The sequence below is a fragment of the Cellulomonas sp. NEAU-ZC6 genome, assembly GCF_056844425.1.
In genome coordinates this window covers 1,358,823-1,375,952 of sequence record NZ_JBXFYH010000001.1, presented here as the reverse complement: position 1 = coordinate 1,375,952, position 17,130 = coordinate 1,358,823, and the positions used below count along the sequence as shown (strand labels likewise).

Annotated in this window: 16 protein-coding genes; 5 read left to right on the top strand and 11 right to left on the bottom strand. The window is 75.7% G+C overall.

Translation table 11 applies throughout. From position 1 onward, the window contains the following. Positions 1–9: 9 nt before the first annotated feature. Together AC1050_RS06340 and AC1050_RS06335 are read right to left on the bottom strand one after the other, a co-directional pair. A complete protein-coding gene (locus tag AC1050_RS06340; RefSeq protein ID WP_482386514.1) occupies positions 10–999 on the bottom strand; it encodes an ABC transporter permease in 990 nt (329 codons plus the stop codon). A gap of 83 nt (positions 1,000–1,082) precedes the next feature. Further along, positions 1,083–2,780, bottom strand: coding sequence for an ABC transporter substrate-binding protein (locus AC1050_RS06335; protein ID WP_482386513.1), 1,698 nt, complete (start codon positions 2,778–2,780; stop codon positions 1,083–1,085). Between the two features lie 111 nt (positions 2,781–2,891). Here AC1050_RS06335 and AC1050_RS06330 point away from each other — a divergent pair, with 111 nt between their 5' ends. Continuing rightward, complete coding sequence (locus AC1050_RS06330) at positions 2,892–4,178, top strand: ROK family transcriptional regulator (RefSeq protein WP_482386512.1); 1,287 nt, start codon at positions 2,892–2,894, stop codon at positions 4,176–4,178. Between the two features lie 28 nt (positions 4,179–4,206). Then, positions 4,207–6,387 (top strand): alpha-galactosidase, encoded by a 2,181-nt coding sequence (locus tag AC1050_RS06325; protein WP_482386511.1) that lies wholly within the window; start codon positions 4,207–4,209, stop codon positions 6,385–6,387. A gap of 78 nt (positions 6,388–6,465) precedes the next feature. Here AC1050_RS06325 and AC1050_RS06320 read toward each other — a convergent pair whose 3' ends face one another. Further along, on the bottom strand, positions 6,466–7,332 hold the full coding sequence (locus AC1050_RS06320) for a LacI family DNA-binding transcriptional regulator (protein WP_482386510.1): 867 nt from the start codon (positions 7,330–7,332) through the stop codon (positions 6,466–6,468). 165 nt (positions 7,333–7,497) lie between these two features. Here AC1050_RS06320 and AC1050_RS06315 point away from each other — a divergent pair, with 165 nt between their 5' ends. After that, positions 7,498–8,733, top strand: a complete 1,236-nt coding sequence (locus tag AC1050_RS06315) for an ROK family transcriptional regulator (RefSeq protein WP_482386509.1) — start codon at positions 7,498–7,500, stop codon at positions 8,731–8,733. Between the two features lie 4 nt (positions 8,734–8,737). Here AC1050_RS06315 and AC1050_RS06310 read toward each other — a convergent pair whose 3' ends face one another. After that, complete coding sequence (locus tag AC1050_RS06310) at positions 8,738–10,192, bottom strand: lipase maturation factor family protein (RefSeq protein ID WP_482386508.1); 1,455 nt, start codon at positions 10,190–10,192, stop codon at positions 8,738–8,740. A 293-nt stretch (positions 10,193–10,485) separates the two neighbouring features. Between AC1050_RS06310 and AC1050_RS06305 the strand changes: the two genes are divergently transcribed. Then, complete coding sequence (locus AC1050_RS06305; RefSeq protein WP_482386507.1) at positions 10,486–11,178, top strand: PadR family transcriptional regulator; 693 nt, start codon at positions 10,486–10,488, stop codon at positions 11,176–11,178. Between the two features lie 37 nt (positions 11,179–11,215). Here AC1050_RS06305 and AC1050_RS06300 read toward each other — a convergent pair whose 3' ends face one another. The 4 genes from AC1050_RS06300 to AC1050_RS06285 form a co-directional block, all read right to left on the bottom strand. Beyond that, the gene (locus AC1050_RS06300; RefSeq protein ID WP_482386506.1) at positions 11,216–11,596 is read right to left on the bottom strand and encodes a VOC family protein; all 381 of its coding nucleotides are present in this window, start codon (positions 11,594–11,596) and stop codon (positions 11,216–11,218) included. A 68-nt stretch (positions 11,597–11,664) separates the two neighbouring features. Beyond that, positions 11,665–12,393, bottom strand: a complete 729-nt coding sequence (locus AC1050_RS06295; RefSeq protein WP_482386505.1) for a YoaK family protein — start codon at positions 12,391–12,393, stop codon at positions 11,665–11,667. Positions 12,394–12,600: 207 nt separating this feature from the next. Next, entirely contained in the window at positions 12,601–13,089 is a 489-nt protein-coding gene (locus tag AC1050_RS06290) for an SRPBCC family protein (protein WP_482386504.1), read from the bottom strand. Next, complete coding sequence (locus AC1050_RS06285) at positions 13,089–13,436, bottom strand: ArsR/SmtB family transcription factor (protein WP_482386503.1); 348 nt, start codon at positions 13,434–13,436, stop codon at positions 13,089–13,091. The genes AC1050_RS06290 and AC1050_RS06285 overlap by 1 nt, the downstream gene beginning before the upstream one ends. Before the next feature lie 77 nt (positions 13,437–13,513). Between AC1050_RS06285 and AC1050_RS06280 the strand changes: the two genes are divergently transcribed. Then, positions 13,514–13,900, top strand: a complete 387-nt coding sequence (locus tag AC1050_RS06280) for a DUF1304 domain-containing protein (RefSeq protein WP_482386502.1) — start codon at positions 13,514–13,516, stop codon at positions 13,898–13,900. A gap of 25 nt (positions 13,901–13,925) precedes the next feature. On the opposite strand, the gene AC1050_RS06275 is transcribed toward AC1050_RS06280, so the two are convergent. The 3 genes from AC1050_RS06275 to AC1050_RS06265 are packed head-to-tail and all read right to left on the bottom strand — an operon-like array spanning position 13,926 to position 17,042. Continuing rightward, complete coding sequence (locus AC1050_RS06275; RefSeq protein WP_482386501.1) at positions 13,926–14,819, bottom strand: ABC transporter permease; 894 nt, start codon at positions 14,817–14,819, stop codon at positions 13,926–13,928. Then, on the bottom strand, positions 14,806–15,783 hold the full coding sequence (locus AC1050_RS06270; protein WP_482386500.1) for an ABC transporter ATP-binding protein: 978 nt from the start codon (positions 15,781–15,783) through the stop codon (positions 14,806–14,808). Before AC1050_RS06270 ends, AC1050_RS06275 begins: the two co-directional genes overlap by 14 nt. Then, positions 15,780–17,042 carry a LolA family protein gene (locus AC1050_RS06265; protein WP_482386499.1) on the bottom strand — a complete coding sequence of 421 codons (1,263 nt, stop codon included), beginning with the start codon at positions 17,040–17,042 and terminating at the stop codon, positions 15,780–15,782. Before AC1050_RS06265 ends, AC1050_RS06270 begins: the two co-directional genes overlap by 4 nt. Positions 17,043–17,130 lie beyond the last annotated feature (88 nt).

Below are 17,130 nucleotides of genomic sequence, written 5' to 3'. Positions count from 1 at the left end.
CGCCGCCCCTCAGGCCTTCGCGCGGGTGCGCGGGTCGATGAGGCCGTACAGCAGGTCGACGACGAGGTTCGCGCCGAGCACGGCCAGGGTGATGAACAGGAACACGCCCTGCATGAGCGCGTAGTCGTTGTTGGTGACGGCGGCCAGCAGCCGGGACCCGATGCCGGGGTAGGAGAACACCTGCTCGGTCACGACCGACCCGGAGACGACGAACCCGAGCGAGATCGCGAAGCCGGCGATCGACGGCAGCACGGCGTTGCGGGCGGCGTAGCTCCGCAGGATCTGGCCCTGCGGCAGGCCCTTGGCGCGGGCGGTCAGCACGTAGTCCTCGGACAGCGTGGAGACCATCATGTTGCGCATCCCGAGCAGCCAGCCGCCGATCGAGGCGATGACGATGGTCAGCGCCGGCACGAACCCGTACTCGACGGCCGAGAAGATGAACTCCGGGCTCCAGCCCGGGTCCAGCACGACGTCGTAGCCGCCCTGCGACGGGAACCAGCCGAGCACCCGGGACAGCAGGTAGACCAGCACCAGCGCGAGCCAGAAGTACGGCACCGCGGCGAGCAGCGTGGTCAGCGGCACCGCCGAGTCGAGCCAGGTGCCGGGCCGCCAGCCGACGAACGCGCCGAGCAGCACGCCGATGGTCGCGGCGATGACGGTCGCGATGCCGACCAGCACCAGGGTCCACGGCATCGAGGTGCCGATGACCTCGCTGACCGGCGTCGGGAAGTAGGTGACGGAGACGCCGAGGTCGCCGTGCAGCAGGTTGGACAGGTACGTCCCGTACTGCTGCAGCAGGGAGTCGGTGGTGTCGCCGCCGAGCAGCGCGGAGTACGCCTCGCGGGTCTCGGGGGTGACGGTGCCGCCGCGCTGCTGCAGCTTGGCCAGCAGGATGTCCACCGGGTTGCCCGGCAGCAGCCGGGGGATGAGGAAGTTCAGGGTGACGGCGGCCCACAGGGCGACCGCGTAGAACCCCAGCTTGCGCAGGACGTAGCTCACGTCGGTGTGACCTCCTGGTCGACGGCGGGTGGGAGGGGTCGGCTGCCGGGCCGGGCGCCTCGCGACGCCCGGCCCGGGACCGCTCAGCCCTCGGCCGGCTCGAGCCGCTTGAAGATCTCGGCGGCGTCGAAGGCGGACCACACCGCCGGGAAGGCGTACATGTCGTCCTCGGTCGGCCACCCGGTGAACCGGGCGGTGTTCCACTCGCTGGTCGTGCCGCCCGTGAGGATCGGGATGTACGGCATGTCCTCGACGACCGTCTGCTGGATGGTGTCGAAGTGCGGCTGGCGCGCCCCGGTGTCGTCCAGCGGCAGCGTCTTGAGCGCGTCGAGCGCCGCGTCCACGTCCGGGTTGCTGAACCGGGAGTAGTTGTTGCCCGCGGCCTCGCCGACCTTCGCGCCCGAGGTGGACGAGAAGAAGTACGTGTACAGGTAGTACGGGTCGGGTGCCGGGCCCTGCCACAGCGAGTCGATCGCCAGCTGGAAGTTGCCCTGCGTGCGCCGCTCGGTCCACTCGTTCCAGGACGACTGCGCGGTCTGCAGGTCGATGCCGGCGGCCTTGGCCTGCTGCGCGATGGTCTGCACGGCCGTGATGTAGTCGGTCCAGCCGGTGACGACCTCGACGGTCACGGTCAGGCGCTCGCCGTCCTTGGCGTAGATGCCGTCGGAGCCCTTGGCCCAGCCCGCGGCCTCCAGCACCTCGGCGGCGCCCTCGGGGTCCGCCTTCTCGGGTGCCACCGGCTCCTCGACCGACTCCGAGATCCACGGCTGCTGCGTGGAGGTGAGCGCGAACGTCGGCGAGATCTCCGAGGCCGTCTCCTCGAACGCGAGCTGGTTCAGCTGCGTCCGGTCCATCGCCAGGTACAGCGCCTGCCGGACGGCCGGGTCGGTCTGCGGGCCGGAGCAGCCCTGCTCGACGCTGGAGCAGGTGGCCAGGACCATCTGGTTCTGCGCGGCGGTCAGGGTGTCGTACCCGGGGAAGTTCTCGGCGACGTTCTGGATGTCCGGCACGGGGCCGGTCTGCCAGTCGATCGTGCCGTTCGCGATGCCGTCCGCGCCCGCGGTGTTGCCGGACAGCGACAGGAACCGGATCGTCTTCACGGCCGGCTCGCCGCCCCAGTAGTCCGGGTTGGCGGTGTAGGTGAACGCCTGCGGCTTGAAGTCGCCGAGCTCGTACGCGCCCGTGCCGACCGGGTTCTCCACCACGTCGGCGGTCGGGTCGACGTCCGCCCACAGGTGCTCGGGCACGATCGGCACGCCGGACAGCACGTCCGGGCCCTGCACGAACGCCGGGGCGTCGAACGTGAACGTCACGTGGGTGTCGTCCGTGGCCGTGGCGGTGCCCGCGTAGCCGACGTTGTTGATCGCCGGGGTGCTGGCGAGCAGGTCGAACGTGAACACCACGTCGTCCGCGGTGAACGGCTCGCCGTCCGTCCAGGTCGCGTCCTCGCGGAGCGCCACCTCGAGCTCCGTGCCGTCCTCGTTCCAGGTGTACTCGGTGCCGAGCAGCGGCACCGGCTCCGACTCGGCGGCCTTGTTGATGAAGAAGAGCTGCTCGTAGATCGCCCCGAGGCCGCCGATCCGCGATGGGGAGAACGGGTTGAAGTTGACCTGGTAGTCACCGGACTGGCCGGTGTAGGCGACGAGCGTGGTGCCGTCGCCCGACCCGCTGCTGCTGCTGTTGCCACCCGAGTCCCCGCCGCCGCTGCAGGCGGTCGCGAGGAGGGCGACCGCCGCGACGCCGGCGGCGATCGGGACGGTCCGTGCTGACCTGAGGAACATCGCTGGTCCTTTCCACCCGTCGCGCCCGACGGTCTGGTCGAGGCCGCGGCTGTGCGGCTCGGGACATATCGTTACGTGCTTAAATTAAGCATGTCAAGATATGGTCGGGACATGCGGGCACCGTCCCGGGCCGCCACCGGCGCCCTCGTCCTCGACCTGATCCGGACCCACGGCACCGTGAGCCGGGTCGAGCTCGCCGACCGGTCGGGGCTGACCGCGGCGACCATCACCCACGTCGTGCGGGACCTGATCGGCGAGGGGCTGGTGCACGAGGTCGGCCGCGTCGTCGGCGGCGTCGGGTCGCCGCGGCGGCTGCTCGAGCTGGACGCGGGCGCCTGGTACGCGGTCGGCGTGCAGCTGGACCGGTGCGCCAGCAGCGTCGTGGTCACGGACTTCGCCGGCCGGCGCGTCGCCTCCACCGGCGTCCGGGGGGTGGGGCGCGGCGTGCCGGGGGAGACCCTGCCCGTGCTCGCCGAGCACATCGACCTGCTGCTGGACGGCGCGGGCATCCCCCGGGACCGGGTGCTGGGCGTCGGGCTCGTCACGCACGGGCCCCAGGACCGGGAGCTCGGCATGGTGCTGACCGGCCAGCCGACCCCGGAGTGGCGCGAGTTCCCGCTGACCTCGACCCTGTCGGGCCTGCTCGGCCTGCCGGTTCTGCTGGAGAACGACGCCACCGCCGCTGCCGTGGGGGAGCAGTGGGTCGGCGCGCTCGACGTCGACACGTTCGGCGTGCTCTACATGGCCACCGGCATCGGCGGCGGCGTGATCGCCGAGGCCGAGGTGTACCGCGGCCGCACCGCGAACCCCGTCGAGGTCGGGCACATCCCCGTCGACCCCGCCGGCCCGCCGTGCGCGTGCGGGAACCGCGGCTGCGTCGAGGTGCTCGCCGGCCCCGGCGCGGTGGTGCGGTCCGCGTTCGACGACCCGGCGCTCGCGGCCCGGCTGGGGCTGGACGGCGGGCTCGACGCGCAGCTCGCGGACTTCCAGCGGATCGCCCGCGCCGCGGTCGCCGGTGACGTCGCCGCGCTCGCGCTGGTGGACGCCTCGGCGCGCCGGCTCGGCACCGCCGCGGTGACGCTGATGAACCTCTTCGACCTCGATACGGTGGTGCTGGCCGGTCCCGCGTTCGGGGTCGCGGGCCCGCTGTACGTCGAGCGGGCGCAGCAGGTGGTCGACGCCGGTGCGCTGGCGCGGCTGCTGCGCCCGGTGCGGGTGCGGCTGTCCCGCGACGTGCGGGTGTCGGCCGCGGTGGGCGGGGCGCTGGTCGTGCTGCGGTCGCCGCTGGGGCGGCCGGCCGCCGTCGCCGTCGCGCCCGTCCCCGTCGCCGCCGTCCCCGCTGCCGTCGCCGTCGCACCGGTCCCCGCACCCGCGGCGGAGCCCGTGGCCGTCGTCTGACCCGTCATCCCGACTCGAAGGAGAGCCCGTGACCCCCGACCTGCCCGCCCTGCCCGACGCGTCCGCCGACCTGCGCTGGACCGTGCTGCGCCGCGACGGCGTGAGCGTGGTGCTCGCGCACCCCGCGACCGGGCTGCCCCAGGTGCAGCACTGGGGCGCCGACCTCGGGCCGCTCGGTGCCGGCGACCTGGTGGCGCTGCGCGCGGCCGCCGACCGGCAGACCCCGCCCGGGACCCTGGACGCCGCGGCGCACCCGTCGCTGCTGCCCGCGGAGCCCGACGGCTTCCCGGGCCGGCCCGGGCTGCAGCTCGTGCGGGACGGGGTGCCGCTGACCCCGGCGTGGACGCCGGGTCCGGTGACCGTGGACGACGCCGGCCACGCGGTCGAGGTGACCGCCGAGGACGCCGTCGCCGGGCTGACGGTGCGGCTGCGGCTGCACCTCGAGGCCGGCGGCCTGCTCGGCGTGACGCACCAGGTCGCGGTCGCCCCCGAGGCGCCGGGCACGGTCGAGGTGCACGCGCTGGAGCCGACGCTGCCCGTGCCGACCCGCGCGGACGTCGAGACCACGTTCTCCGGCCGGTGGACGCGGGAGAAGGTCCCCGCCACCGGCCCGCTGCCGCGGGGCTCCCTCGCCCGGCAGACCCGCCGCGGCCGGCCGGGGCACGACCACCCGTGGCTCCTGGCCCTGTCCGGCAGCGCGCCGCGGGACCGGGACGGCGAGGTGTGGGCGGTGCACCTGGCCTGGCCCGCGGACGCCACGTACCGGACGGACCGGCTGCCCGACCAGCCGACGCTGCTCGGCGCGGGCGAGCTGCTCCGGGCGGGCGAGGTCGTGCTGGCCCCGGGCGCCTCGTGGACCGCGCCGACCGCGTGGTTCGCCTGGTCCGGCGAGGGGCTGGACGGGATCAGCGCGCGGTTCCACACCTACCTGCGCGCCCGTCCCCAGCACCCGACGTCGCCGCGGCCGCTCGTGCTCAACACCTGGGAGGCCGTGTACTTCGACCACGACAACGCCACCCTGCTCCGGCTCGCCGAGCGGGCGGCCGCGATCGGCGTCGAGCGGTTCGTGCTCGACGACGGCTGGTTCCTCGCGCGCCGCGACGACACGAAGGGCCTCGGCGACTGGGTCGTCGACCGCACGGTGTGGCCGGACGGCCTCGGCCCGCTGGCCGAGCGGGTGCACGGGCTCGGCATGCAGCTCGGGCTCTGGTTCGAGCCGGAGATGGTCAGCCTCGACTCCGACGTCGCCCGCGCGCACCCGGACTGGCTGCTGCACGACCCCGCGCAGGTGCCGAGCCCGGACGGGCTGTCGTTCCGCACCCAGTACGTGCTCGACCTGGCCCGCCCCGAGGCGTACGCGCACGTGCTGGGCCAGATGTCGGCGCTCGTGGCGGAGCTCGGGATCGACTTCATCAAGTGGGACCACAACCGCGACCTGGTGGACGCGCGGCACGGCGGCCGGCCCGGCGTCGACGCGCAGACCCGCGCCGCGCTCGCGCTGATCGCCGAGCTCAAGGCCCGGCACCCGGGGCTGGAGATCGAGTCCTGCTCCTCCGGCGGCGCGCGCAGCGACCTGGGCGTGCTCGAGGTCACCGACCGGGTGTGGGCGTCGGACTCCAACGACGCCGTCGAGCGGCAGGACATCCAGCGCTGGACGCAGCTGCTGCTGCCTCCGGAGCTGGTGGGCGCGCACGTCGGCCCGCCGACCGCGCACTCGTCCGGGCGGACCGTCGACCTGTCCTACCGGCTGGCCACCAGCCTGATGGGCTCCGCCGGGTTCGAGTGGGACGTGCTGACCTGCTCCGACGAGGAGGTGGCCGTGCTGACCCGGTTCGCCGGGCTCTACCGCGAGCTGCGCGGCCTGATCCACACCGGGGTCGCCGTGCACGCCGACGTCCGGGACCCCGCGCTGCGGGTCACCGGCGCGGTCGCCCCGGACGGGTCCGCGGGGGTGTGGACGATCGCCACCGTCGCGACCCTGGAGGACGCGCGGCCCGAGCCGGTCCGGCTGCACGGGCTGCGGCCCGACGCCCGGTACCGGGTGCGGGTGCGCGACGAGGTCGGCGCCGCGCGGTGGGGCTGGATCACGCCGCCGTGGCTGGCCGCGGGCGAGGTGACGCTGCCCGGGTCGGTGCTCGGCACGGTCGGGCTGCAGATCCCGGCGCTGTGGCCGGCCCAGGCCCTCGTGCTGCACGTGACGCAGGTCTGAACCGGCCGCACCGGCACCGGCGCACCCGCTCGACGGCGGGTGCGCCGGGCCGTCGGCGGGGGTGCCGGCTGTCCCCGGTCAGCGGCGCGGGGGAGCGGTCGACCCGCGGGGGACGACGCGGACGCCCGGCGTCCGGGTGGTGCCGGGCGGGCCGCCGGCGACGGCGCGCAGCAGCACCTCGGCGGTGAGGGCGCCCAGCTCGTGCACGTCCCGGCTCACCACGGACAGCGGCGGGTGCGAGATGCGGACCCCCGCGGAGTCGTCCCAGGCGAGCACCGAGAGGTCCTCGGGCACGCGGACGCCCTGCCGGGTCGCCTCGCGCAGGCCCGCCAGCGGCATCAGGTCGTTGTCGTAGACGATCGCGGTCGGCGGCTCGGGCAGCGCCAGCAGCTCGGCCGTCCGCGCGGCGCCGCTCGCGTCGCCGTAGTCGCCCTCGCGGTGCACGCCCGTGACGCCCGCGGCCGCCACCGCCTCGCCGAACGCGGTCCCGCGCAGCTGGGTGTGCCGGTACCGCTGCGGCCCGGACACCCAGCCGATCCGCCGGTGCCCCAGCTCCGCCAGGAACTGCACGGCCGTGCGCATCGCCGCGTCGTTGTCGTAGTCGACCACCCAGCGCCCGTCCCCGGGCTCGCCCCCGAGCAGCACCGACGGCAGGCCGAGCTCCCGGCAGGTCTGCTCGCGCGGGTCGTCCTCGACGAGGTCCGAGATGACGACGGCGTCCACCAGGCCCTCGCGCGCCCAGCGCCGGTAGGCCACGAGCTCCGCGTCCAGGTCCGGCACGACGTGCACGAACACGCTGGCGCCGTGCGCGTCGAGCTCCTCCTCCATGCCCGCGAGCAGGTCGGCGTAGAACGGCTCCAGCGCCCCGTCGTCGTCCGCCGGCAGCAGCGCCAGCCCGACCCGGACGCCGGTGCCGCGGGGGTGGGGGGCCTGCTCGCGCGTCATCCCCGCAGCATCGCACGGCCCGCGGGCAGCGCGACGCCGCGACCTGCGCGGGGACCTGCGCGGGGGCCTGCGCGGGGACCTGCCGGACCGCCGCACGCGACCCTCGCACCACCGGTGCGTCACCCGTGCGGCGGGCTGTGCGCGGGCCTGTGCGCGCACCGTGCCATGCTGAGCGCCATGGACGGCGTCGAGCAGGGCCGCGGCGCCGTGCGGCGCGGCGGGCGCGCCCCGTCGACCACCCGCAGCCAGGTGCTCGAGCTGGTCCGCACCCGCGCGCCGATCAGCCGCGTGGAGCTCGCGGAGCACACCGGGCTGACGCAGGCCGCCATCTCGCACGCGGTGCGGGCGCTGCTGGACGAGGGGCTGCTCCGGGAGACCGGTGACCGCGAGTGGACCGGCGGCAAGCCGCGCGTGATGCTCACCCTCGACCCGCTCGCCCGGTGCGCCGTCGGCGTCCAGCTCGGTGCGGACTGGGTGGTCGTCGCGCTCACCGACGCGCGGGGCGCGGTGGTCGCCCGCACCCGGGTCCGCGGCGCGCGGCGCACCGACCCCGACGCGGTGGTGGCCGGCATCGCGCGGCACGTCGACGTGCTGCTGCGGGCGTCGGGGGTCGGGCGGCGCAGCGTGGCGGGCCTCGGGCTGGCGGTGCCCGGCACGCTCGACCTCGACGCGGGGGCGATCGCGGTGTCGCGCTCGCTCGACCGGTGGCAGGGGTACGCGGTGCGCTCGCGGCTCGGCGCGGCGGTCGGGCTGCCGGTGGTGATGGACAGCGACGCCACCGCGGCGGCCGTGGGGGAGTACTGGGCGGGGCGCACCGCCGGGTCGGCCGCGCACTGCACCCTCTACATGGGCGCGGGCATCGGTGCGGGCATCGTCGTCGGGGGCGCGGTCTACCGGGGCGCCAGCGGCAACGTCGGTCCGCTCGGCCTGATGCACCTGCACCGGGCACGGCACGACGCCGGCCCGACGCTCGAGGAGCTCGCGGCCCCGCACGCCGTCGCCCGGGCCGCCCGCCGCGCCGTGGCCGCGGGCCGCCGCACCAGCGCGCGGTTGTCCGCCGACGGCGACCCGATCACCGACTTCGGGGCCGTGGCGACGGCCGCGGTGCAGGGGGACGCGCTCGCCGTGGAGCTGATCGAGGACTCGGCCGGCTACCTCGCCGACGCCGCCGTCACCGCCGCCAACCTGCTGGACGTCGACTCGGTGGTGCTGGCCGGCCCGGCGTTCAGCACCGCGGGCTCGTTGTACGCCGCGGTGGTCGAGCGCCGGCTCCGCGTCGAGCTGCACGCCGCGGACCGGCACGGGGTGCGGGTGGCGCTCGCGGCGCACGTCGCGGACGCCGCGGCGGTCGGGGCGGCCGCCCTGGTGCTGCAGGAGGAGCTCGCGCCGCGCCGGCGCTGACCGCTCACCGCCGGCGCGCCAGCATCTCGCGGCTGACCGCGTCCACCATGAGCCCCTCGTCGTGCCGGACCCACCGCTCGCCGGTCTCGCGGCGCTCCGCGGGCGTCGCGAACCGGTACCGGTAGAGGCGGGCCCGCACCCAGCGCGGCGGCTCGCCGTCGAACGGGTCGTGCGCCAGCAGCCGCAGCGTCGCCCGGTCGGCCTCGAGCAGCCTGCCCAGGAACGGCACGAACCAGCGCAGCTGCGCCGAGGACCCGAGCGCCAGGAACCACATCAGCCAGTCCAGCCGCAGGTGGTACGGCGCGTACTGCCGCGGCAGCCGGCGCACGTCGCCGGGCTTGCCCTTGAACCCGTACTCCGCCCAGACCGCGTCCGGCCCCGGGTGCGCGTCCCGGGTGCCCTCCACGACCACCTCCGTGCGGCGTCGGGTGATGGTGCCGAAGGCGCCGTAGGCGTTGACCAGGTGGAAGACGTTGAACGAGGCGTTCATCCGCTGCTGCCGGGACACCAGGTTGCGCGCGGGCCACCAGGAGAGCGCCACGCAGAGCGCGCTGACCGCCAGCACCAGCACGACGAACCACGGCGCCGGGTCCCCGGTGGGCGCGCTCGTGACGTCGACGCCGACCAGCCCGAGCACCGCGGCCCAGGACCCGTCGTCGACCGCCGCGGCCGCCAGGACGATGGTGAGCCAGTTCAACCAGGCGAAGTTCCCGGACAGCACCAGCCACAGCTGGGTCACGATCATGATCCCCGCCGCCGTGCTCGCCACCGGCCCGGGCACCAGCAGCCCGAACGGCACCACCAGCTGTGCGACGTGGTTGGCGACGACCTCGACGCGGTGCAGCGGCTTCGGCAGCAGGTGGAACAGCCGGCTCGCGGGCCCGGGCATCGGCTGCGTCTCGTGGTGGTAGTACAGCGCCGTCAGGTCGCGCCAGGCCGGGTCCCCGCGCCACTTGATCAGGCCCGCGCCGAGCTCCAGCCGGAACACCAGCCACCAGAGCAGCGCCAGCACCGTCCACGGCGGGGCGACGGCCTCCGACCCGAGGAACGCCACCAGGAACCCGGCCTCCAGCAGCAGCGACTCCCAGCCGAACCCGTAGAACGTCTGCCCGACGTTCACGACGGACAGGTAGAGCACCCACAGCACCGCGAAGGCCAGCAGCGGCGCCCAGGGTGGTCCCTGCTGCGGCAGGCCCGCCACCAGCGCCAGGGCGACCAGCACCCCGACCCAGCCGACGGCGACCACCAGCCGGTCCGAGTAGCGCCAGAAGAACAGGCTCGGCGACGCCCGCCACGGCACCCGCTCGGTGAACTCCGGCACGGGCAGCAGGCCGCGCTCGCCCAGCAGCGGCCGGAACTGCCGCAGCACCACCACGAACGCGATCACGTACACCGCCGCGACCCCGCGCTGCGCGATCTCGCGGGCGATCGTGTACCGCTCGGCGTCGAACCACTCCATACGCCGTGCCCCCTCCTCGCACCCCGGACGGCGCGGCGTCCCGGGCGGCGGGACGCCGTCGTCCCAGCGTCACCGCAACGGCCCCGCGCCGCGAGCGCAAGTCCCGCGCGCCTCACCCGCGCTCAGGGCACACCGCCCCTGTCGCCCGTCCCGCCGAGGTGGCAGTTCCCGCCTCTGCGCGGCGTCCGCGCCGCAGGCGAGAGGTGTCATCTCGGCGAAGAGGGGCGGGGCGGCGAGGAGGCGAAGCCGGGGATCTGCTTGACACGAGACGCTAGCGATATATCGTTAGCGTCATGCGATACAACGACACGAACGACGAGAGCGAGGACCGCGCGGAGCGGTCCGGTCGCGGCCCGCACGGGTCGCACGAGGGGCACCACGGGCACGGCCCGCGGGGCTCCGGGGGGCGGGGGCCGCGCGGCGGCTTCGGCGCCGGTTTCGGGCCGGGCGGCTTCGGACCCGGCGGTTTCGGTCCCGGTGGCTTCGGCGGGTTCGGGCCCGGCTTCGGACCCGGGGGACCCGGGGGCCGGCGTGGCCGGCGGCCGCGCGGCGACGTCCGCAACGCGATCCTCCTGCTGCTGGCCGAGCAGCCGATGCACGGGTACCAGCTGATGGAGGCGATCGCCGACCGCAGCGGCGGGCGGTGGCGCCCGAGCCCGGGTGCGGTCTACCCGACGCTCAACCTGCTGGAGGACGAGGGCGTGCTGACCCTGACGGCGTCCGCGGGGCGCAAGCTGGCGACGCTGACGCCGGAGGGTCGTGCGCTCGTCGAGGCGGAGTCGGCGAGCTGGCCGGACCCGTTCGCGACGGACGAGGCCGCGCAGCAGGGCGTGGACCTGCGCGACGGCCTCGGCCAGCTCGCGGAGGCGGTCCGGGCGGTGGCGCGCGGTGGCACGGAGCCGCAGCGCGAGCGGGCGGCCGAGATCCTCGCCGACGCGCGCAAGGCCGTGTACCGGCTCCTGGCCGGCGACGAGCCGACCGCCTGACCGCGGGTCGCGCCCGGCGGCGCGGGGGTCGGGTCGCTCAGTGCCAGACGTGCGCGCGGGCGGCGAACTCCGCCGGCTCGCTGTGCACCGGGATCACGCACACCAGGTGCCCGCCCGGGACGCGCAGCGTCCGGCAGTCGAGCCACGCACCGACTTCGACGGCGCCGAGCGCCAGCAGCCGCTGCGTCTCCGCGGCCACGTCGTCGGTCTCCATGTCCAGGTGGTACCGCCCGGGCTCGCCGATCGACTGCACGGCCGTGACGAGGCCCGGCACCGGGTCGTCGAGGTGCGTGAACTGCTCCTCGCCCGGCACGGGTCGCGCGTCCACGCCGGTGGCGGCGGACCAGAACGCGACCGAGGCCGCTGCCTCGGCGTGCGGCGCGTCGATGAGCAGGGTCGAGATCCGGCTGCGGTGCACGGCGTCCTCCTGGTGTCGCCAGGGACGGTAGCGGTGATCCGGGTGCCGGCACCAGGGTCCCGGCGGGATCAGTCGTCCGCGGCACCCGCCGGGGCGGGGACGCGCGCGGGCCCGGCCGTGGTGTCCAGGGACGCGGTGCGACGGGTGTGCGTCTCGATCGCGACCAGCACGCCGGCCAGCACCGCCGCCGCCAGCAGGGTGGCGCGGGTGCCGAGCGCGTCCGGCGCGCTGACGACCGCGCCGAGGCCCGCGCCGCTGGCGAACGCGAGCACGATGAGCGCCAGCCGCAGCGCGACCACCCGCTGGGTGCGGTCGTAGCCGCTCAGCCACTCGAACGTGGCGGTGACGAGCGAGCGCAGGTTCCCGGTGGTCATCGTGGTGCTGTAGCTCGTCTCCCGGACCAGCCGGAAGGTGCTGACCTGCAGCGCGGCGACGAACGCGACCGCGGTCGTGGTCACCAGCTGCGGCGTGGCCGGGGACAGCCCGGCGACGGCGACGAGCACCGCGATCTCGACCAGCAGGACGACGCGGGTGGGGTCGCGCAGCACGGGGCGGTGCGCCGCGAGCGTCTCGGCGGCGACCAGGCCGAGCAGGAACGCCCCGATCACGGGCAGGTACGCCGTGGCCTGCGCCCACCGGCCCTGCGCGGCGTCCATCGCGACCAGCACGACGTTGCCGGTCTGGGCGTTCGCGAAGACGCCGCCGTGCGCGACGTACGTGTAGGCGTCGAGGAACCCGCCGACGACCGCGAGCGCGGCGCCGGTCACGGGGTGCTCCGGGCGGGTGCGGACCCTCACGGCTCGCACCGCCCCGGGAAGGTGCGACCGGGGACGGTGCGAGCCGTGCGGGTGCGAGCCGTGCGGGCGGTCCCGGTAGCGGGCCGACCCGTGACGACCGGGGCGAGGCCCCGGGAGGTGCCGTTCACCGGACCAGTGTCCGCCCGTTTCGTCCCATGACTCGTGACGAAGGTCCGGGCGCGGTCCGGCGTGGTGCTCCTGCGGTGCTCAGCCCTCCGCGAGGATCGCCGGGACCTGGCCGAGGGCCGCGGTCATCCCCTCGACCATGCCCATCTCGGCCAGCTGCTCCATCGCCTCGGCGCTGGGGAACCGGGACGCGATGGTCATCCGGGTGCCGGCGCCCGCGGGCGCGAGCTCGACGCGCGCGACGGTCGTGGGCATCGAGGTGTCCGGCGCCCCCGACGCGTCGGCGAACCCGTCCTCGAACTCCAGGGAGCGCGGCGCGTCGACCACGCGGACCCGCCACCACCCGTGCGCCCGGTCCCCGTCGGGGCCGGTCATGTAGTACGCCGCCCGGCCGCCCTCGGTGAGGTCGTGCTCGGTGAACGTGGCGGGCCACGTCGGCGGGCCCCACCAGCGCTCGAGCTGCCGGGGGTCGGACCAGACCCGCCACACGCGCTCCGGCGGCGCGTCGAACTCCGCCACGATGGTCAGCGTGAGGGAGTCGGTGTCCTTGCTCGTGTCCACGACCGTCATCAGGCATCCCCTTCCTGCGTCTCCTCGAGCAGGTCGCCGATGCGGTCGACGCGACCGCGCCAGATCTCCTCGAGCCGGTCGAGCAGCCGTGCGGCTGCCCGGATGGTCGCGACGTCGGCGTGCACGACCTGCTCGCGGCCGCGCCGCTGCTTGGTCACCAGATGGGCCCGCTCGAGCACCGCGACGTGCTTCTGCACCGCCGCGAAGCTCATCGCGTACGAGGCGGCGAGTGCGCTCACCGACTCCTCCCGGCGCAGCACCCGCGTGACGATGTCCCGGCGGGTGGCGTCGGCCAGGGCGGCGAACACGCGGTCCACCTCGTCGGCCTCCAGTTGACGTACAACCATGTGGTTGTACGTTACCCGGGTGTGGCGCGCGCCACAACCCCCGCGGCCGCGGGCCGGGGAGGAGCACACTGACCGGCGTGATCACCGCCGGACTCGTCCTCGCCGCCCTCGCGGCCCTCGTGCACGTCTACATCTTCACGCTGGAGTCCGTGACCTGGACCTCCGCGCGCACCCGCGCCGTGTTCGGCACGACGCCCGCGGGCGCGGAGGCGACCCGGGAGCTGGCGTTCAACCAGGGCTTCTACAACCTGTTCCTCGCGGTGGTCGCGGCCGTGGGCGTCGTCGTGACAGCGACCGGGTCGACGGCGGTCGGCAGCGCCCTGGTGCTGGCCGGGACCGGGTCGATGCTGGCGGCGGCGCTGGTGCTGCTGCTGTCGTCCCGCGACAAGGCGCGGGCGGCCGTCGTGCAGGGTACGTTCCCGCTGCTCGCCGTGATCGCGACGGTCGCTGGCCTGCTCGCCTGAGCAGCCCGGCCCGGACCGCCTCCGGTCAGGACGTGACGTCGGCGGTGGTGAACCGCGCCCACGCCAGCGACCCGAACAGCGCCACCCACGCCACCTGCACCAGCAGCCCGGTGCCGACGACGCCCCAGTCGACCTGCACCCGCAGGAACTCGGCGAAGTCGAACCAGTGGTGCGTCAGCAGCCCCGGGTGGATCGCGGACAGCTGCGGCAGCGAGTCCAGCACGGTCGACACGATCGCCACCACCACGGTCGCGGCCATCGCCCCGACGGGCACCTCGGTCAGCGTCGAGAAGAACAGCCCGACGGCGACCAGCCCGGTCAGCGACAGCCCGACGTAGGCCACGACGCCCGCCACCCGCAGCACGCCGTCCGCCACGCCGACCGTGTCGCCGGACAGCAGCGTGGTGTCGTGCAGGCCGAAGAACACCGCGCCCACCACGAGCCCGGTGACGGCCACGGCGAGCACCGCGGCGGCGGCGAAGGTGAGCGCGGCGACCGCCTTGACGGCGAGCAGCCGCCCGCGGGGGACCGGCACGACCAGCAGGTAGCGCAGCGTCCCCTGCGACGCCTCGCCGGCGACCGCGTCGCCCGAGGCGATCCCGATGCACAGCGGCAGCAGGAACGGCAGGCAGAGGAACAGCGCCGCCACCACCAGGAACAGCCCGTTCCCGGTGACCTGGGACAGGAACGCCGGGCCCTGCCCGGACAGCGCGCTGTCCCGGGTCACGAGCAGCACGGTGCCGATCACGACCGGCACCAGCGCGAGCCCGGCGAGCAGCACCTGGTTGCGGCGCCGGCCGAGCACCAGCCGCAGCTCGGAGCGCAGCAACCGGCCGAACGCCACGGGCGCCGGCGCCGGGCCCCGGCCGGTCGGCAGCACCTCCGGCGCGGGTCCGTCCACGGTCTCAGCGCGCGACATCGAAGCCCTCCCCGGTCAGCTCCACGAACACCTGCTCCAGGTCCGGCCGCGTGACGGCGAGGCCGACCAGGTCCACGCCGGCGTGCACCAGCGCGGCCGCGACCTTCTCCGGCGGCGTCGGCCCGAGCAGCGCGGTGACGCGGCCGGTGCCCGCGGCGGTCTCCACCTCGGTGAGGCCGAGCCCGGCGAGCACCTCCGCCGCCGTGGCCTGCTGCGCCGCCCGCGTGCGGACGACGACGCGCTCGGCCCCCGCGTCGGTGAGCGCCGCGCGCTCGCCCTGCAGCAGCAGCTGCCCGCGGCTCATGATCCCGATGTGCGTGCAGACCTGCTCGATCTCGGCCAGCAGGTGGGACGACACCAGCACGGTCGCGCCGCCGTCGGCGAGCTCGCGCACCAGGTGCCGCACCTCGCGGGTGCCCTGCGGGTCCAGGCCGTTGGTCGGCTCGTCCAGCACCAGCAGCTCGCGGGGCTGCAGCAGCGCGGCGGCGAGTCCGAGCCGCTGCTTCATGCCGAGCGAGTACTGCCGGTACGGCTTGGTGGCGGCGGCCGTCAGCCCCACGCGCTCGAGCGCCGCGTCGGCCCGGCGGCGCGACGTGCGCGGGTCCGCGGTCGCGTCGCCGGCGTCGAGCCGCGCCAGGTTGGCCCGCCCGGTCAGGTACGGGTGGAACGCGGGCCCCTCGACCAGGGCGCCCACCCGGGGCAGGACCCGGGTGGCGTCCTCGGGCATCGCCGCGCCGAGCAGCCAGGCGCGGCCCGCGGTCGGCCGCGCCAGCCCGAGCAGCATCCGGATGGTCGTCGTCTTGCCGGAGCCGTTCGGCCCGAGGAACCCGTAGACGGCGCCGCGGGGCACCCGCAGGTCGATGCCGTCGACGGCCACCTGGCCGGACCGGAACCGCTTGGTCAGCCCGGCGGTCCGGACGGCGAGGTCGCCGTCCGGACCGCCGGTGGCGGCGGGGTCGGTCATGCCGCGGCGCGCAGCGCGTCCGCCGGGACCGCGCCGACCAGCACCCGGCCGTCGTCGGTGAGGAGCACGCTCAGCAGCGTCGAGCTGAGCAGCCGACCCTCGGGCACGGTCTCGGTCATCTGGTCGAACAGCGCCGCGCCGTCCAGCGACGGCTTCGCGGGCCGGCCCTCCTCGTCGCTCGGCACGAACTGCTGCACCAGGTCCTGGGCCTCCTCCGAGCCGAGCACGCGGTCCGCGCCGGGCACGGTCGCGAGGGACGCGGCGTCGCCGCCGAGCAGGCCGGCCACGTCCACGTCGTCGACCGCCACGACGGTGGACCAGCCGGAGCCGCTGACCGTCACGCCCTCGGGCAGCAGCGCGGCCGGGTCGGTGCCGGGGTCCCAGCCCTCCGGCAGCGCGGCGGGGTCGGCCTCGGGCAGCGGGACGACGACCTCCTCCGTGGTCGCCCCGGCCGGCGGGGAGAAGGCCAGCACGGCCTCGTCGGGCGCGGTGAACGCGACGTCGGTGAAGCCGACCTCCAGGGACGGCGCCTCGCCGTCGGACGTGGACCAGACCTGGACGCGCAGCGGCGCCGAGGTCTCCGCGTCGACGGCGACGACCACCCGGGACACGAGCGTGGCGTCGTCGGCCGGGCTGACCACGAGCTGGTAGGCGTCCCGGCCCGCGACCGTGGTCGGGCGGTCGACGGTCACGTCGGAGTCCTCCTCGGCGTGCGCGAGCACCTGGGCGGCGGCCTGCTCGGGCGTCGGCAGGTCGGCGCCCGCGGGCGGGGTGGCGCCGGCGCGCAGCTGCTCCGCGAGGGCGTCGTACCGGGCCTGGTCGGCGGCGTCGAGCGCGAGGTGGGTCACGACGTCGTCGGTCGAGGAGTAGGTCCACGCCTCGGCGCCGTCGCGGACCACGGAGTACTCCGAGGTCGCCCCGAGCAGGGACACCCGGGACCGGTCGGACCCGTCGGACCACAGCCGCAGCGTCGAGGAGCCGCCGAGCAGGTTGAGCGGGTCGGCGCCGGTCATCTCCGCCGGCAGCTCGGGCAGACCGAGCCGCGCGGTGTAGACGACGGTGCCCTGGACGGGCGTGGGCTCGGCCTCGGCGACGCGGGCGAGCAGCTGCTCGGCGGTGACGTCGGGCGGGCCGGCGGAGTCGGCGGACGCCAGGGCGGGGACGCCGACCGCCGCGGCCACCGCGACGGCGACGACGCCGGGCACCGCCCAGCGGGCGCGGGGGGACAGGGTGCGGGGAGCACGCGGGGTCTCGGTCATGCGTCCACTGTGGACCTCCGTCCCTGAGGCCGTGCTGAGAGCGGGTGCGCGTCCCGGTGCCCCTCGCGCGCGTCGCGGGTGGGATGCT

Coding starts and splice junctions, on each gene's coding strand:
- AC1050_RS06315 (WP_482386509.1), top strand. CDS start 7,498: ATGCTGAGCGCCATGGACGGCGTCGAGCAGGGCCGCGGCGCCGTGCGG.
- AC1050_RS06270 (WP_482386500.1), bottom strand. CDS start 15,783: ATGACCGACCCCGCCGCCACCGGCGGTCCGGACGGCGACCTCGCCGTC.
- AC1050_RS06290 (WP_482386504.1), bottom strand. CDS start 13,089: ATGACGGTCGTGGACACGAGCAAGGACACCGACTCCCTCACGCTGACC.
- AC1050_RS06320 (WP_482386510.1), bottom strand. CDS start 7,332: ATGACGCGCGAGCAGGCCCCCCACCCCCGCGGCACCGGCGTCCGGGTC.
- AC1050_RS06330 (WP_482386512.1), top strand. CDS start 2,892: ATGCGGGCACCGTCCCGGGCCGCCACCGGCGCCCTCGTCCTCGACCTG.
- AC1050_RS06305 (WP_482386507.1), top strand. CDS start 10,486: ATGCGATACAACGACACGAACGACGAGAGCGAGGACCGCGCGGAGCGG.
- AC1050_RS06335 (WP_482386513.1), bottom strand. CDS start 2,780: ATGTTCCTCAGGTCAGCACGGACCGTCCCGATCGCCGCCGGCGTCGCG.
- AC1050_RS06285 (WP_482386503.1), bottom strand. CDS start 13,436: ATGGTTGTACGTCAACTGGAGGCCGACGAGGTGGACCGCGTGTTCGCC.
- AC1050_RS06275 (WP_482386501.1), bottom strand. CDS start 14,819: ATGTCGCGCGCTGAGACCGTGGACGGACCCGCGCCGGAGGTGCTGCCG.
- AC1050_RS06265 (WP_482386499.1), bottom strand. CDS start 17,042: ATGACCGAGACCCCGCGTGCTCCCCGCACCCTGTCCCCCCGCGCCCGC.
- AC1050_RS06310 (WP_482386508.1), bottom strand. CDS start 10,192: ATGGAGTGGTTCGACGCCGAGCGGTACACGATCGCCCGCGAGATCGCG.